Origin of the sequence: Flavobacterium frigidimaris (assembly GCF_002217275.1) — a bacterium.
Taxonomy (GTDB): Bacteria; Bacteroidota; Bacteroidia; order Flavobacteriales; family Flavobacteriaceae; genus Flavobacterium; species Flavobacterium aquidurense.
The window spans coordinates 184,328-200,271 of sequence record NZ_MUGV01000004.1; the positions used below are offsets into that span (position 1 = coordinate 184,328).

The following is a 15,944-nucleotide window of genomic DNA, read 5'->3' on the forward strand; positions in this document are numbered from 1 at the left end:
TTTCTCTTTTTTTATTTTTTAGTATTTTTTTGATATCCACCAAAATATTTAATTGGTGACCATTCCGGAATTACAGGAGCAACACCCGGATCAAGCGCTTTGAAATCGCCATTTCCATAAACCACTTTTCCATTTAAAATGGTCAAATCAGATTCGATATTTCGGACTTTATCAGCAGTAATACCAAAATAATCATCAGATAAAATGGTCATATCCGCATACATTCCTTTGATCAATTTTCCTTTTTCTTTTTCTTCACCCGAAAACCAGGCACTTCCGGAAGTATAAAGCTGTAGCGCAGTAAATTTGTCTAAAATTTGATCTTTTGGCCAGAACTGCATACCTCCCAACGTTTTTCCGGTAAGAAGCCAATGCAGGGCCATCCATGGATTGTATGTTGATATTCTGGTAGCATCAGTTCCCATTCCGACAGGGATTCCCATTTTAATCATTTCTTTTATAGGAGGTAATTGTGTTTTTGGCGCTCCGTACATTTTCTCATATAATTCCCCCTGAAAATACATTCTGAATTGTACTGCTATTCCGCCATTGAGTGCTTTAACTCTTTCTAATTCCTGTGGTGTAATGGTTTCGGCATGGTCAAAAAACCAACGTAAACCATTAAACGGAATCTCCTTGTTTACTTTTTCAAAAACATTCAGCATTCTGTCGATCGATTCGCCATACGTTGCATGTAATCGAAAGGGCCATCTGTTTTGAACCAATAATCGAATAATAGGTTCCAGATCTTTTTCCATATCGTCTGAAAGCACAATTCTTGGCTCCAGAAAATTTTCAAAATCGGCTGCAGAAGCTACTATATTTTCCCCTGCTCCTTCCTCAGTATAACCGTTAGCAACCAAAAGATTATCATTTTTATTGACTAAAGTAGTGGAAACCCATTTTTCATAATCCTGCAATTCTTTTCCTTTTTGCTGAGCAAAGAGATAATAGGAAATTCTAAGATTTAATTTTCCGGTTTTCGCTAATTCCATTGAAGTTCCATAATCTGTCGGGAAGTTCTGAGATCCTCCGGCGGCATCAATCACAGAGGTTAATCCAAACCTATTTAGTTCTCTGTTAAATTGAAGCGAACTGTTGATTCTTTCTTCCGGCGTTAGTTTTGTGGTTAAACCTAAAGTGGTATAAATGGCTTTTGGCGTTTCTTTGGCAAACATTAATCCGGTCAAATTGCCGTTTTTGTCCTCTTCTAGAACACTTCCTTCGTAGTGTGTCTCTTTTGTATAACCTAAAACTTCAATTCCTTTTTTATTCAAAAAGGCTTTTCCGTACAAATAGGTAATAAAAACAGGTTTATCAGGAACCGCGGCATTAATTTCTTCAATGGTAGGCTGTCTTTTTTCTTCAAATCCGAATTCATTCCAGCCGCCAATTACTTTTATCCAAACACCGGGTGGCGTTCTGGCGGCTTGTTCTTTCAGCATTTCCATCGCTCTTTTTAGTGTTTTAACACCATCCCAACGTAATTCGGAATTATAATTAAGTCCTTCCCGAATTACGTGCATATGACTGTCATTTAAACCCGGAACAACCGTTTTACCTTTGGCGTCAATAGTTTGCGTAGTCCCTGTTTTATAGTTGTCCAGCATTTCTTTTGATGTTCCTGTCGCCAAAATAATCCCGCTTTTAGAAGCAATTGCCTGAACAAATTCGCCGGATTTTTGCATTGTTGCAATTTTTCCATTAAAAATAATCAGATCGGCTTTTTCCTGAGACTGCGCTGACAGCCCCAGGAATAATAATAGTAATACAAAAATTCGTTTCATTTTTTTATATTTAATTCGTGCGTTTATCGATTCTTAAAGCGCTTATTTCGCAAGAAAAAAGGCCAATAGATCTTTTTGAACCTGAGCTGTATTTTCCTGAACCAGCCAGTGTCCTGAACCTGCAATCTTAGATTCGGTTACATTTTCGGCTACTAATTTAGAATGCTCTTTTAGGAATGCCGCTGCAAAATATTCCCCACCCATGGCCAACAAAGGCATTTTTAGTTTTGTTTTCATGAAAACCAAATTGTCTTTTCCGTCCTGAGGGAAAGCTCCAAACCATTTAAAAGTAGATTTTGCTCCGTCTTTAACAGCATAAGCTCTTACAAATTCAGCCGTTTCTTCAGGTGTAAAAGGATCCTTAACATGTCCTACCATTGGCCAGAAATTAACTAAAAACTCCTTTTCTTTTCCTTTTACGATATCTCCGGAAGCGGGCCATGCAAAAAATCCAAACCACCATGCTGAAGCCGAAACCTGTGACCAAACTGGCTCAACACCAGGAAGTAAAGCATCCATTAAAGCCAGTTTTTTAACTTCGCTACCGTATTGCGCCGCATAAGCATAAGCTACCATAAGTCCGATATCGTGGCCAGCCAAATTGATGTTGGTATAACCGAGTTTTTTCACTAACTCGTGAATATCCGTAGCCATTGTTTTTTTATCATAACCTGATTCCGGTTTGTCTGACTCGCCTACTCCTCTTAAATCAGGTGCGATAACCGTGAAATGTTTAGAAAGTTCCGGAAGCAAACGATTCCACATGTACCAGTTTTGACCAAAACCATGCACTAATACAAGTGGTTCTCCTTTACCGCCAATTACATAATGAATATTAACCCCGTTTACAAAAGCCGTCGCATGTTTAAAATTAGCCGGAGGATCAGCAGGCTTAACAGTTGCCGAATCAGTAGTGACTTTTGTATCCTCTACTGCTGCTATTGGTTCTGCCTTTTTATTACAGGAAACAAGCATAAAAAAACTAATTACTAAAAGACCTAAAAAAGTGCTTGTGCTTTTTGATCTTGCATTTTGGTTGGAAACTGATTTCATAATTTTAGATTTAAAGTGGTTATTTTTAATTGTGAATTGTGAATTGTGAATTGTTTACTCTATATTCTTTATTCTTGACTCTTGACTCTTTACTCTTTACTCTTTACTCTTTACTCTTTACTCTTGACTCTTGACTCTTGACTCTTTACTCTTTACTCTTTACTCTTGACTCTTTACTCTTGACTCTTGACTCTTGACTCTTGACTCTTGACTCTTTACTCTACATTATCAAGCCAGTTCAAAATATAAATAGCGATTTCCTGCCAGCCGGGTTGTCCTAAAACAAAATGGTTTCGGCCAGAGAAAAGTTTATAATTCGTAACCGAGTTTTTATCAGTATATTTTTTAAAATTTTGCTGATTTAGCTGATACGGAATTGTGTGATCATTATCGCCTGCTATAAATAGTAAAGGACGATGCGGTTTAGAGAAATCAACTTTGGCTACAGCTGTAATCGTGTCGCGAACAACCAGTTTTGATTCGGGAATAGCCAATTCTTCATATCCTTTCTTCTGCAGTTCAAAAGACAAACCATTGGTAAAAGCATATTGCCATTGCGAAAAACTCATTAAAAAGGTCTTTTTAGATGAAGTAAAAAATCCTAACGGTCCCCAGCCGGCTTTTAGAAATGAAAATTTGAAAGACATAATTCCCTGTGGAGGAACAGAATGAATGGCAACGACTGCAGCGGCCAATCCCTTTTGATTTAAAATCTGCCCAATTAACCCACCCAAAGAATGGCCAATAATAATTGGTTTTTCTGCCAGAGAGCCAGCAATCTCTTCAAAATATTCGATGAGTTGTTGCAGTCGAATTCCTGCTACCTCAGGATCTGGATGGCGCTGGCGAAGTTTTTCTGCTGTATCATTTTTATGTGGCCACGGTGGAGCAATTGTCTTATATCCCTTAGCTTCATAAAAATCTCGCCAATCGTTCCAAGATTCATTACTCACAAAAGCTCCCGTGATAAAAAGAATTGTTTTTGGATTTTCTGTTTGCATAAAGTCGTTATTAGTTTGTTATGCCAACTCACAGGCTAGAATAATGCCTTTAACGCAAATAACTAATAATCAATGATTTAAATTTAATTAAAAGAAAATAAAAAACTATATATCGTTATTGAGAATTAAATAATTACGATATGACACTAAAAGAATTTCATTTTAAAAATTAAACCTTTTTAAAATTTAATAATCTTAAGAGTCAATTAAGATTGATTTTGTTGTCCAAATAAAATTGTCTTACTAATATTTATTTTTACATTTGCGTTATTTTTATTTATTCTAAATAGATTGCTTTGAAAGCATTTTTTGAAGAAGTAAAAGACATAACCAAACTATTTTAAAAATTGTAAAATTCTAAATATGAAAAAGAAACTTTTCATTTCAATTGCGTTAGTTGCTGCCTTATTTTCTAATGCTCAGCAAAAGAATACTTTATTGGAAGCCTCTTTTTGGAAAACTGCACCAACAGTAGAAACCGTAAAAGCAGAAATCGCAAAAGGAAGTAATCCGGCAGAAGCAAATGCAAATGCATTTGATGTTGTTGTTATTGCTATTAATAATGATGCTCCCAATACAACGATAAAGTTTTTGCTTGACCAACCTGGAAATCCAATTAATAAACCGACACACGACAATCGTATTTATCTGCATTGGGCTGCTTATAGAGGAAATGTAGAAATAGTAGAATATCTAATTGCAAAAGGTTCTGATATTAATACTGAAGACAGTCACGCTGCTACTCCGGCTGATTTTGCTGCTGCAAACGGGCAAATTGATCCGGCTTTATATGAGGCCTTCTTCAAGGCAGGATTAAATCCGAAGAAAAAATATAACGATGGGGCAAATTTATTGCTACTAACGATTCCTTTCGATAAAAACCTGACTACTGCAGAATATTTCACTAAAAAAGGAATGTCTCTTAAAGATGTAGATAACAATGGAAATACAGCTTTTAATTATGCTGCAAGAATTGGAAATATTGATTTATTGAAAAAAATTGCTTCAAAAGGAATCAAAGCGACCGACAATGCCTTGTTTTTTGCGGCACAGGGAAGCCGTAGAGAAACTACTTCATTGGAAGCCTATAAATATTTAGTTGAAGAAGTAAAACTAAAACCTACCGCAGTAAACAAATCAGGAGAAACTATTCTTCACGCTTTGGCAGGAAAACCAAATCAGAAAGAAATTATCAGTTATTTCCTTGCAAAAGGTGCAGATGCCAATAAAGTAAACAAAGATGGAAATACTCCATTTATGATCGCTGCCGGAGCAAGAGAAAATGGTGCATTAGAATTGTTACTTCCTGCTGCGAAAGATATTAATTTGAAAAATGTAAAAGGAGAATCGGCCTTAACACTGGCTGTAAAATCTGGAACTCCTGAAAATGTCGCGCTTCTTTTAAACAAAGGTGCAGCTGTAAATGTTACGGATAAAGACGGTAATAATTTAGGTGTATATCTAATTCAATCGTATCGTCCTGAAGCATCGAAAGGGCAAGATCCTTTTGAAGCGAAAGTAAAATTATTACAAGACAAAGGTTTGAATCTTGCTGCTGCTCAAAAAGATGGTAACACTTTATATCATTTAGCTGTTCTAAAAAATGATTTAACTTTGTTGAAAAAATTAGCTTCTTTAAACATTGATGTCAATGCCAAAAACAAAGATGGTATGACGGCTTTACATAAAGCGGCCATGATTTCTAAAAACGATGAAATCTTAAAATATCTAATTTCAAGTGGCGCTAAAAAAGACATTAAAACGGAATTTGACGAAAGTGCCTACGCTCTTGCAAAAGAAAACGAGTCTTTGACAAAACAAAATATATCAATCGAATTTTTAAAATAGGTTAAAAGTAAGATGTAAAATGTGAGATGTTAGAAGTGAATGTAGAATCACATTTCACAATTCACATTTCACATTTCACATTTCACAATTCATATTCACATTCACAATTCATAATTTCAAAACATGAAATCAATATTCAAAATAGCCTTAACTGCTTCATTAATCTGTATCGTTTCTTTCCAATCTGTTGCGCAAAGCAAATACAAATGTATGCTGCAAATGGCCAATTATATGGGCGAAGGAGCTTATATTGTCGTTTCACTTATTAATCCAAAAGGAGAATACGAAAAAACGCTTTATGTAATGGGTGATGACAAAAAATGGTACAAATCATTGAAGGAGTGGAATAAATTTCAGACTCAAAAACACGAAGATGTTAGTGCGATTAGCGGAGCATCTGTAACTGGTGGCGATCGTAGCATTACCACATTTGAGATTGATGATTCTAAAATCAATAAAGGATATAAACTACGATTTGAGTCGGCTGTTGAAGATCAAAAGTATCATATAAGTGATGCTGAAATTCCACTTACAACTGAAGGTCTTGCTGACAAAACAGAAGGAAAAGGATACATCAGATACGTAAGATTAAATAAAATATAATACATAAAAAACATAGCTTTGTTAAAGTTTAAAACTTTGACAAAGCTTATTTACTTTTTAGCATACTACTTCATGACTCTTTCTTTTTGGCGTTCCTCTCACCTGGCTTTGGCTTTGGTTTCTTCTTTATTTTTAATTTTGGCATCGGTAACAGGTATTATCCTGGCCGTTGATGCTGTACAGGAAAAAACACTTCCGTACAAAATCGAAAATTTTGATAAAATTACTTTAGGAGAAACGCTTCCTGTACTAAAAAAGAATTATTCTGAAATGACAGAATTAACTGTTGATTACAACAAGTTTGTAACACTGCAGGCTATCGATCAGGACGGGAATGACATCAATGCTTATGTTGATGTTAAAACAGGAAAAAAGTCAGGAACTCCGGTCAAGAAAACTGAGTTTATTCAATGGATCACGAGCCTTCATCGTTCTTTATTTTTGCATGAAGCGGGTCGTTTTTTTGTGGGTGTTATTTCCTTTTTATTATTCTTAATTGCTATTTCAGGATTTGTTTTGGTTTTAAAAAGACAAAAAGGAATCCGCAATTTCTTTTCGAAAGTAATTAAAGAATATTTTGCTCAGTATTATCATGTTGTTTTAGGCCGATTGGCTTTAATTCCGATTTTGGTTATTGCGCTTACAGGCACGTATTTATCGCTGGAAAGGTTTAACTTTTTCATGGATAAAAAAGAGCAAAAAGAAAAATCAGAAACCATTGTGCCTGCCAAAAAAGCTGTCAATATTTTCAAGACGACACTTTTGACAGATGTAAAGAAAATCGAATTCCCTTTTACTGATGATCCTGAAGAATACTATATCATAACATTAAAAGACCGCGAAATTGAAGTGAATCAGGTTACAGGTGAAGTAATTAGCGAAAAACGCGCTCCAATGACAGCTCAATTTGCCGATTTGAGTTTAGATCTCCATACCGGAAGAATAAACGCGATCTGGGCTTTGGTTCTTGCTCTTGCCGCTGCTAATATTCTCTTTTTTATCTACTCCGGTTTTGCGATGACATTAAAAAGAAGGTCAAGCCGAATTAAAAACAAATTCAAAGCCAACGAAAGTAAATACATTTTACTGGCTGGTTCTGAAAATGGAAGTTCACTTAGATTTGCCAATGCGATTCAGAAACAACTGAATGCCGCCGGTGAAAAGGCTTTTTTAACCGAATTGAATAGTTATACTGTTTTTCCGAAAGCAGCACATATTATCGTTTTTTCTTCTACACACGGATTGGGAGATGCCCCATCTAATGGGAAGAAATTTATTTCCCTTTTAAAGAAACACAAGCAACAACACAAAATCAATTTTTCTGTTGTCGGATTTGGTTCGAAAGCTTACGCTAATTTTTGTGGTTTTGCCCGTGAAATTAATGAACTTTTAGAAGAACAAAATTGGGCAGAACGTTTTCTGGATTTACAGACTGTCAACGACAAATCAGCTGTGGAATTTGTAGAGTGGATTAAATTGTGGAGTGCCAAGACCGGAATTTCATTATCGACAACGCCTTCTTTATACAATCATGCGCCAAAAGGTTTGCAGAAATTAATGGTTTTAGACAAAACGGCAATTTCTGAAACAGAACATACTTTTATTATTACGCTTCGTGCCAATATGAGAGCCAAATTTACTTCTGGCGACTTACTGGCTATTTATCCTGCCAATGACACCAGAGAGCGCCTCTACTCTATTGGAAATCATTCCGGCAACATTCAATTGGTTGTCAAATTACATCCTAATGGATTGGGCTCCGGCTTTTTGAATGAGCTGAAACCTGGTAATGTCATTAAGGCTAGAATCATTAATAATCATGCTTTTCATTTACCAAAGAAAGCTTCTAAAGTGGCTTTTATCTCCAACGGAACCGGAATTGCGCCTTTCCTTGGAATGATCGAACAAAACAAGAAAAAAACCGAAACACATTTATACGCCGGCTTCCGAATGGAAACGGAAACGGTTACAGGTTATAAAACCTTCGCATCCCAAATGATGCAGAAACAACATTTGCAAAGTTTCCATTTGGCTTTATCGCAGGAAGAAAATCATTATTATGTAATGGATTTAATCAAACGTGATGCTGACTTTTTTCTGGATTTATTAGAAAATAATGGCGTAATTATGATTTGTGGTTCATTGGCCATGCAAAAAGATGTTGAAGCGACTCTTGAAACTTTATTAGTAGAGAAAAACAAACAACTAAGCGATTATAAAAACAAGGGTCAAGTATTGACGGATTGTTATTAAATTTAAAGTCTGAAATTTTAAACACATAGAAACATAGCTTTGAAGCCGCTTAAAAAAGGCATTTCATTGATTTTAAAACACATAGCTTTGTATAAAAATTAGTTTTTTAAATTTCCTTTTTTTAGACATAAAAAATATGTTTCTATATGTTTAATTTTTGTCACGCAGATTTAGCAGATTTTTAATTTTTAATTTTTAATTCTAAATTTTTAATTTATTAAACGCATAGCTATGTGTGAGAAACTAGTTTCTTTCCATATCCTTTTTGACACATAAAACCTATGTTTTTCTATGTGTTAAAAAACTAAACACAACGAATAATATGCAATGTAAATATAATCCATTCCTGTTCCTTTTAGTACTGGTTTGCGCTTTCAATGCTGAAGCCCAAACGCTCCGAAAAAGAACCACAATGCTTATGGGAGGCCGATTTGACATTTCGATTGTAGCAAACGATTCTCTGACAGCAGAAAAATCAATTGATGAAATTATTGCCGAAATCACCCGAATCGAAAACCTCATTTCAGACTGGAAATCTACTTCGCAAGTTTCAGAAGTCAATCAGAATGCGGGATTTCGTCCTGTAAAAGTGGATAAAGAAGTTTTTGAACTCACCAAAAGAGCGTTGCATTTTTCTGAAATTACCAACGGTGCTTTCGATATCAGTTTTGCGGCCATGGACCGTATTTGGAAATTTGACGGCTCGATGACCGAAATGCCTTCGGCGGAAGCCATAAAAAAATCAGTAGAGAAAGTTGGTTACAAAAACATCATTTTAGACAGCACTCAATCGACTATTTTCCTGAAATTAAAAGGAATGAAAATTGGATTTGGCGCTTTAGGCGAAGGATATGCGACTAATAAATGCAAAGATATAATGCTTTCCAAAGGCATAAAAGCCGGAATTGTAAACGCCACCGGAGATATGACCGTTTGGGGAAAACAACCGAATGGCAAAGACTGGAACATTGGCATGACGAATCCTTTTCAGACCGATAAACTTTTTGCCGTTGTTCCGTTGCACGATGGAGCGGTAACGACTTCCGGGAGTTACGAGAAATTTGTGGTTTTAGATGGCAAAAGATATTCGCACATCATCAATCCTGCGACCGGATATCCTTCTACCGGACTTTGCAGTGTTTCTGTTTTTGGTCCCAATGCCGAAACGGCCAATGGATTTAGTACTTCGATCATGGTTTTAGGAAAAGAAGCCGGAATCAAACTCATCACTAAATATCCGGAATACCGTTGGATTATGATTACAGATAAAGGGAAAATTATTAAATCGAAGAATTTTAATAAGACTAAATTTCATTTGAAAAACTAGGTTATTTTAAACACATAGAGACATAGACTTTGTAAACGCTTAAAAAAGGCATTTCATTTGTCTAAAAACACATAGCTATGTGTATAATTTTTTTCACGCAGATTTAAAAAGATTTAAGCAGATTTTTAATTTCTAATTCCTTAAAAACGCAAAGCTATGTGTGAGAAACTAGTTTCTTTCCATTACCTTCTTTTTAGACACAAAAACTATGTTTCTATGTGTTTAATTTTTTTCTCACGCAGATTTAGCAGATTCGGCAGATTTTTAATTCCTTAAAAACGCAAAGCTATGTGTTAGAAACTAGTTTCTTTCCATTTCCTTTTTTTAGACATAAAACCTATGTTCTCTATGTGTTTAATTTTTTTCTCACGCAGATTTAGCACATTCGGCAGATTTTTAATTTCTAATTCCTTAAAAACGCAAAGCTATGTGTGAGAAACTAGTTTCTTTCCATTACCTTATTTTTAGACACAAAAACTATGTTTCTATGTGTTTAATTTTTTTCTCACGCAGATTCAGCAGATTTGGCAGATTTTTAATTTTTAATTCTAAATTTTTAATTCCTTAAACAGCAACTTTTCATACTTTTATCAAAACATCCTGATTAGTATGACAACAGATATTCTGGAAGTAAATGATTTTATTGTTTTAATTGAGCAGTCTTACGCGACAAAAACAGTAGTGGAGAAATGCGAAATTGACGGCGATTCCATTGGTTTTGCTTTTTACGGTTCGGGCAATGTCGAATTGGAAATCAAACATAACAATCAAACCAAATACCTCACGAATACTACCGGTTTGGCTATTTGTTTCTTTGGGAATCAGAAAGTAGAATTTGCCCATAAAATCGAACCGGACAAACCGTTGCAGTCGATCAGTGTTTTTGCCAAACTTAAATACATTAACTCGTTGCCTAAGGCTGAAAAAGAAATCTTCGAAAACCATCTATCGTATTTGATGCATCCAAAAGAGCATTTTGTAAAAGGTCCGGCATTTTACATGACATTGGATATGCAATTGGCTGTTCAGAAAATCTTCAATACTTCGTACACCGGCACTACCCGACTGCTATTTTTAAAAAGCCAGGTCAACGAACTTTTAGCCCATTTTTTTGCCTTGCTGACCACAGACAAAAAAGCGGATTTATCGGAATACGACAAAAACAAACTTTATCACGCCAAGGAAATTGTTACCACTCATTATTCTAAACCGCCATCGATTACCGAATTATCCAAAATGGTGGGCCTCAACAGCAATAAACTGAAAAAGAATTTTAAAGAGCTTTTCGGAATTCCGGTTTTCAAATACATTCAGGAAGAAAGACTGCATAAAGCCTATGAACTACTCCGCGACAGCGAAAAAACCGTACAGGAATCGGCCTGGGAAGTCGGTTATGAAAGTTTGAGTTCGTTCTCGAATGCCTTTTATACTAAATTCGGCACACGACCGAATGACGTCAAACAACAATTCCTTTCAAACAAATCTTAATTCTTTTCCGACAAATGATTTCGTTTTAATCAAACCAAATTTGTATCAGTTAATCACTTAAAACGAATTGATATGAAAACTACAAAAATTTTAGTTCTGGGCGCCAACGGGAAAACAGGAAGCAGGGTATTGGAAAGATTAAAACATAATACTGATGTCGAAGTTCGCGCAGGTTCGCGATCTGCTGCCGTTCCGTTTGACTGGGAAAAACCCGAAACCTGGCAAGCGGCACTTCAGGACATAGATGCCGTTTATATTAGTTACCAGCCAGATTTAGCTATTCCATCCGCAACAACCGCTATTCAGCTTTTTAGTCGTTTGGCAACTCAAATGGGCGTTCAGAAAATGGTCTTACTTTCCGGAAGAGGTGAAAAAGAAGCGCAAGTTTGTGAAGAAATAGTAAAAACCAATGCCAAAAAATGGACAATCGTACGCGCAAGCTGGTTCAACCAAAACTTTAACGAAAGCTTCTTTCTGGAACCAATACTAGCAGGTTACGTTGCATTACCAAGAGCAGAAGCATTAGAACCTTTTACAGATGCCGATGATATTGCGGATGTAATTGTGACATCTCTTTTAGAGGAAAAACACAACGGACAAATCTATGAACTTACAGGCCCAAGACTCTTGACATTTCAGGAAGCTATTGCCGAAATTGCAAAAGCCGCCGGAAGAGAAATCGCTTTTCAGTCTTTAACTTTAGAAGAATATATTCAGAAGCTGCGAGAATATCAGGTTCCCGAAGATCATATTTGGCTGGTAAACTATTTATTTGAACAAGTTTTAGATGGCCGAAATTCATCTATTACATCCGATATCGAAAAGGTTTTAGGCAAAAAAGCCAAAGATTTTGCTGCTTATGCATTAGAAACGGCTAAAACCGGAGTTTGGAATCAGACCGTATCTCAAAATTAAATCGAATGTTTTTCTGGAATATTGTCTGGTTTATTCGTTTGGACTTGTGTTAGTGTAACTTTCTATGTTTTGGGAAAGATTCCGATAATTAAAGATCTCTTTTTAGTACAAGCTTTCATTGTTATGATTTGCCTTTTATTCTATGCTTTTCTGGCAGCTCAGTTTTATTATAAAAAAAAATATAAAACCAACGGAATGATAGTTGGATTTGTACTATCAGGAACAGCTTTGTTATTGGATTTTCTTATCACAGTACCTTTTATAGAAATACCAAATGGCAGAAGTTACCAAAGCTTTTTCAGTACCCCGGTTGTATGGATTATGGTCTTGATAACTATTTTTACGGTTTATTTTTACTGGAAAATAAAAATAAAAATAAAACACAACTGAACTAAAATAAGCCAGAATCAATCTGGCGTATTTTAGTCTTATTATAAAAAAGACATTACATAATCAATCTAGCCTTTTTTACCAGCCAAATAGCTTTCAATCCAAACATAATTATCACCAATGGCAGGTACAATTCGTCATTTAATAAAGTGCTTATGCCTAAAATGTCAATATGAAGATAAGAATCCAGCATTCGAATAAACAATCGACAACCGTTGATAATAAAAATAACCTTGATCAAACGATCTATTCCGGTAGATTTTAAGTATAAACCTGCAAGAATACTACTTGCTAATAATTGAGAAAGTCCAAGTGGAAAATAAAGCGCCCACCACAGCTGCTGAATTGATATAACCGTTTTAATAATAATGGCACGATCTTCAGTATTTGCAGTTGCATAAGTATCGACCAGGTATCCCTGAACAAAGAACAGTTCGATCGAGCGAATAAACAATTCTAAGAAGCAAAAGATAAAAAATCCTGAAAAGGCAAGAATTCGCCAACCCTTATTTTGAGTAAAATCTTCAAAACAAATGGTGAAAAACAAATACAAGAGCCCGAACATACTCAGAAGCATCAGCCAGGATCTGTAAATATTAAGATTATTTCCACCACTTAGAAAATCGTTAATTGTGTTTCCTGTATCTGGCACTTTTTCAAAAACCCACCATTGAAAAGTTTGCACTAGTATGTAAATGATAGCAACTGCTGCAGCACCTGTTTTCATTCGGTTATTTGTTATCATAGCTTTTCAAAAATTAAATTAATACTTGATGAATATTGCCTTACCTTAACTTTCATTAGTAATAGAAATATAGAAGAATGACTCAATAACAGTACCTATTAATCCTCTTTTGCCCAAATTTTGGTTGCATTTTATAATTTGAAACCTCTAAAACATGAGATTTTTCAAGTTGATAATTTTTAGTCAATATATTTACTAAAGAATTAATCATTTTTAAAATTCGACCTAAAATTACCAATCTCCCTACATTATTTTCAGGAACCAAACAGGAACAATAAAAAATCGATACCATTAATCAAAAACAAAAATTTAAAGTAAAATCTAAACATTTAAAAATTATGGTAAAAAGAAACTTTACTCAGGGAATTTTATTTGTCTTTTTTTTAGTTTGCTGCATTCAGAAAAGTAGTGCACAGGCTACACCACTTAGCAAAGCGAAACCTATTGCAGGGAAAGAAAATTGGCAGCCAGCAGTTCCAAATCCGGATCAGGAGAAAATTGCTATTGATAAACTCGCAGCGCTAAAAAAGAAAACAGGCAAGAAACCCAATATTGTGTGGTTCTTAATTGATGATATGGGATTTGGGGATCCTGGATTTAATGGTGGTGGTGCTTCTATTGGAGCCGCAACACCCAATATGGACCGTTTGGCACGCGAAGGTTTGTTATTAACTTCTACTTATTCGCAACCAACTTGTACTCCCACCCGCTCGGCAATTCTTACTGGGCGTATTCCGGCAAGAACCGGATTAACAAGGCCGATTTTGGCTGGGGATGTTTTAACAGCCAATCCGTGGGCAGATGAAATTAGTTTACCAAAAATACTTAGTCAGTCTGGTTATAAAACTGTTTTGACAGGAAAATGGCACGTAGGTGAATTAGAGGGAATGCGTCCGTTTGAGATTGGATTTGATGAATATTACGGTTATTATGCCGCAGAAAAAGAAATTACACAGTCTTTTGATAAACGACGTTATCCTGATTTGGTTCTGGATCCTTTTAAATTAGAAGCTTACAACAAAATGGGCGCTTCTAAAGATTTGGTTCACGGTAAAAAAGGCGGAAAAGAAGAATTGGTAATTGCCACCAAAAGCACAGACGATATCGCAGAAGCCGATGAAAGACTGGAAGCTTTTTCGATCAAAAAAATACAGGAATTTGCCAAATCCGGAGAGCCTTTCTTCCTTGAACATGCTTTTATGAAAGTACATACTGATAATTTTGCTTCTAAAAGATTTGAAGGAAAAAGCGACAGTAAGTATCCGTACAAAGATGCAGTTGTAGAAGTAGATGCAATTATTGGGGAATTAGTAGCTGAATTAGAGAAAAACGGTTTGCTTGAAAACACTTTTATCTTCATTACCTCTGATAACGGACCACAAATGGATTCCTGGCCAGATGGTGGATATACTCCTTTTAGAGGCTCAAAAGGTTCAGCCTGGGAAGGTGGAACACGTGTTCCGGGTGTTGCGTACTGGAAAGGCATGATTACACCAGGAAGACAAAGTGCACAACTATTTGATTTAATGGATTTGTACAACACCTCAGCCTTTATTGGTGGCGCGATTGATAAAGTTCCAACAGACCGACCTATTGATGGTATTAATCAAACTTCTTTCCTGTTAGCTGATAACGGCCTTTCGAATCGTGATCGCGTTTATACTTGGGTAGAAACACAATTGATGGCAATTCGTCTTCATGAATATAAAATGTATTTTAATGTAACTGATTCTGAAGATGCCCATTTAATGATTGATCAGTCTACAGTTACTAAAACAGGATTGGCGCCATGGTTGTTTAACCTTTATGTTGATCCTAAAGAATATCGCGTTATGGGTCATGCGCTTAATGCCTGGACCGCTTCTCTAGCAGCCGAAGCCAAATTACATGCGGCAACTTTCAAAAAATTTCCACCTAAAAATGTGGGATTAGGACAGTAATTAGACACATACATAAAAAACAAAAGCTCCTATTTAGGAGCTTTTGTTTTTTATGTAAATTGTGATTCTACTTCATTCCAAATACTGTAACATCAGCTTTACCATTTAAAAAGCCTTTAGTATCATACCAGAATTCAATTGATTTTAATTTTCTTTTACCACCTTTCAAATCAATTACCCTGCTTTCACCACCTTTAGGAATTTCTACTCTGGTATTGATGTTTTCTGGTGCTCCATCATCATAACGAACAACTAATCTTTGAATGTTTACAGGTGAATCAGTCACTTTAAATTTAATTTTTCTGTAATAATCATGTGGTCCGGGCACGTTAAGTGCATCATGATCTGCCGTATGTTTGGCATGAACCGTTCCTAAATCACGCCAACTCCCCGCTTTGACATTGTTATTGTGGTTGGGATGAATAACTTTTTGTGCTTGTAGATTATTAAAACTGAAAGCACCGATACAAATCAATAATAAAACATGTTTCATTTTAATCATTTTTAAATTAAACTCTAAACCTTTTATCTCAAAATCTATTTTTATATTTTCTATATTCTATATTCTATATTCTATTCTCTATTCTCTATTCT

13 protein-coding genes are annotated in these 15,944 nt (G+C 35.5%); 8 read left to right on the forward strand and 5 right to left on the reverse strand.

The genetic code is table 11. From position 1 onward, the window contains the following. Window positions 1-11 precede the first annotated feature (11 nt). The 3 genes from B0A65_RS01880 to B0A65_RS01890 form a co-directional block, all read right to left on the reverse strand. Window positions 12-1,787, reverse strand: a complete 1,776-nt coding sequence (locus B0A65_RS01880) for an amidohydrolase (RefSeq protein ID WP_074657957.1) — start codon at window positions 1,785-1,787, stop codon at window positions 12-14. Window positions 1,788-1,829: 42 nt separating this feature from the next. Beyond that, window positions 1,830-2,840, reverse strand: coding sequence for an alpha/beta fold hydrolase (locus tag B0A65_RS01885; protein WP_207556395.1), 1,011 nt, complete (start codon window positions 2,838-2,840; stop codon window positions 1,830-1,832). A 215-nt stretch (window positions 2,841-3,055) separates the two neighbouring features. Further along, the gene (locus B0A65_RS01890) at window positions 3,056-3,841 is read right to left on the reverse strand and encodes an alpha/beta hydrolase (RefSeq protein ID WP_074657955.1); all 786 of its coding nucleotides are present in this window, start codon (window positions 3,839-3,841) and stop codon (window positions 3,056-3,058) included. Window positions 3,842-4,204: 363 nt separating this feature from the next. Here B0A65_RS01890 and B0A65_RS01895 point away from each other — a divergent pair, with 363 nt between their 5' ends. The 7 genes from B0A65_RS01895 to B0A65_RS23670 all read left to right on the forward strand — a co-directional run bounded on the left by B0A65_RS01895 (window position 4,205) and on the right by B0A65_RS23670 (window position 12,665). Then, window positions 4,205-5,689: an ankyrin repeat domain-containing protein gene (locus tag B0A65_RS01895; protein ID WP_074657953.1), complete on the forward strand. Its 1,485-nt coding sequence runs from the start codon at window positions 4,205-4,207 to the stop codon at window positions 5,687-5,689. A 123-nt stretch (window positions 5,690-5,812) separates the two neighbouring features. Beyond that, window positions 5,813-6,292: a DUF2271 domain-containing protein gene (locus B0A65_RS01900; protein WP_074657951.1), complete on the forward strand. Its 480-nt coding sequence runs from the start codon at window positions 5,813-5,815 to the stop codon at window positions 6,290-6,292. Between the two features lie 72 nt (window positions 6,293-6,364). Then, window positions 6,365-8,545, forward strand: coding sequence for a PepSY domain-containing protein (locus B0A65_RS01905; protein ID WP_074657949.1), 2,181 nt, complete (start codon window positions 6,365-6,367; stop codon window positions 8,543-8,545). 322 nt (window positions 8,546-8,867) lie between these two features. Further along, window positions 8,868-9,872, forward strand: a complete 1,005-nt coding sequence (locus B0A65_RS01910; RefSeq protein ID WP_074657946.1) for an FAD:protein FMN transferase — start codon at window positions 8,868-8,870, stop codon at window positions 9,870-9,872. A gap of 609 nt (window positions 9,873-10,481) precedes the next feature. Then, window positions 10,482-11,360 (forward strand): helix-turn-helix domain-containing protein, encoded by an 879-nt coding sequence (locus tag B0A65_RS01915; RefSeq protein ID WP_074657944.1) that lies wholly within the window; start codon window positions 10,482-10,484, stop codon window positions 11,358-11,360. 72 nt (window positions 11,361-11,432) lie between these two features. Then, window positions 11,433-12,275, forward strand: coding sequence for a Rossmann-fold NAD(P)-binding domain-containing protein (locus tag B0A65_RS01920; RefSeq protein WP_074657942.1), 843 nt, complete (start codon window positions 11,433-11,435; stop codon window positions 12,273-12,275). Between the two features lie 69 nt (window positions 12,276-12,344). Further along, complete coding sequence (locus B0A65_RS23670) at window positions 12,345-12,665, forward strand: DUF5367 family protein (protein WP_083370380.1); 321 nt, start codon at window positions 12,345-12,347, stop codon at window positions 12,663-12,665. A gap of 55 nt (window positions 12,666-12,720) precedes the next feature. On the opposite strand, the gene B0A65_RS01930 is transcribed toward B0A65_RS23670, so the two are convergent. After that, window positions 12,721-13,410 (reverse strand): hypothetical protein, encoded by a 690-nt coding sequence (locus B0A65_RS01930; RefSeq protein WP_123890257.1) that lies wholly within the window; start codon window positions 13,408-13,410, stop codon window positions 12,721-12,723. A 338-nt stretch (window positions 13,411-13,748) separates the two neighbouring features. On the opposite strand from B0A65_RS01930, the gene B0A65_RS01935 reads away from it, so the two are divergent. After that, entirely contained in the window at window positions 13,749-15,350 is a 1,602-nt protein-coding gene (locus B0A65_RS01935) for an arylsulfatase (RefSeq protein ID WP_074657934.1), read from the forward strand. Between the two features lie 67 nt (window positions 15,351-15,417). On the opposite strand, the gene B0A65_RS01940 is transcribed toward B0A65_RS01935, so the two are convergent. After that, on the reverse strand, window positions 15,418-15,843 hold the full coding sequence (locus B0A65_RS01940) for a hypothetical protein (protein ID WP_123890259.1): 426 nt from the start codon (window positions 15,841-15,843) through the stop codon (window positions 15,418-15,420). Window positions 15,844-15,944: the final 101 nt, after the last annotated feature.

Excerpts from the sequence above, each read along its gene's own strand:
- B0A65_RS01880 (WP_074657957.1), bottom strand. The coding sequence starts at position 1,787 with ATGAAACGAATTTTTGTATTACTATTATTATTCCTGGGGCTGTCAGCG.
- B0A65_RS01885 (WP_207556395.1), bottom strand. The coding sequence starts at position 2,840 with ATGAAATCAGTTTCCAACCAAAATGCAAGATCAAAAAGCACAAGCACT.
- B0A65_RS01890 (WP_074657955.1), bottom strand. The coding sequence starts at position 3,841 with ATGCAAACAGAAAATCCAAAAACAATTCTTTTTATCACGGGAGCTTTT.
- B0A65_RS01895 (WP_074657953.1), top strand. The coding sequence starts at position 4,205 with ATGAAAAAGAAACTTTTCATTTCAATTGCGTTAGTTGCTGCCTTATTT.
- B0A65_RS01900 (WP_074657951.1), top strand. The coding sequence starts at position 5,813 with ATGAAATCAATATTCAAAATAGCCTTAACTGCTTCATTAATCTGTATC.
- B0A65_RS01905 (WP_074657949.1), top strand. The coding sequence starts at position 6,365 with ATGACTCTTTCTTTTTGGCGTTCCTCTCACCTGGCTTTGGCTTTGGTT.
- B0A65_RS01910 (WP_074657946.1), top strand. The coding sequence starts at position 8,868 with ATGCAATGTAAATATAATCCATTCCTGTTCCTTTTAGTACTGGTTTGC.
- B0A65_RS01915 (WP_074657944.1), top strand. The coding sequence starts at position 10,482 with ATGACAACAGATATTCTGGAAGTAAATGATTTTATTGTTTTAATTGAG.
- B0A65_RS01920 (WP_074657942.1), top strand. The coding sequence starts at position 11,433 with ATGAAAACTACAAAAATTTTAGTTCTGGGCGCCAACGGGAAAACAGGA.
- B0A65_RS01930 (WP_123890257.1), bottom strand. The coding sequence starts at position 13,410 with ATGATAACAAATAACCGAATGAAAACAGGTGCTGCAGCAGTTGCTATC.
- B0A65_RS01935 (WP_074657934.1), top strand. The coding sequence starts at position 13,749 with ATGGTAAAAAGAAACTTTACTCAGGGAATTTTATTTGTCTTTTTTTTA.
- B0A65_RS01940 (WP_123890259.1), bottom strand. The coding sequence starts at position 15,843 with ATGAAACATGTTTTATTATTGATTTGTATCGGTGCTTTCAGTTTTAAT.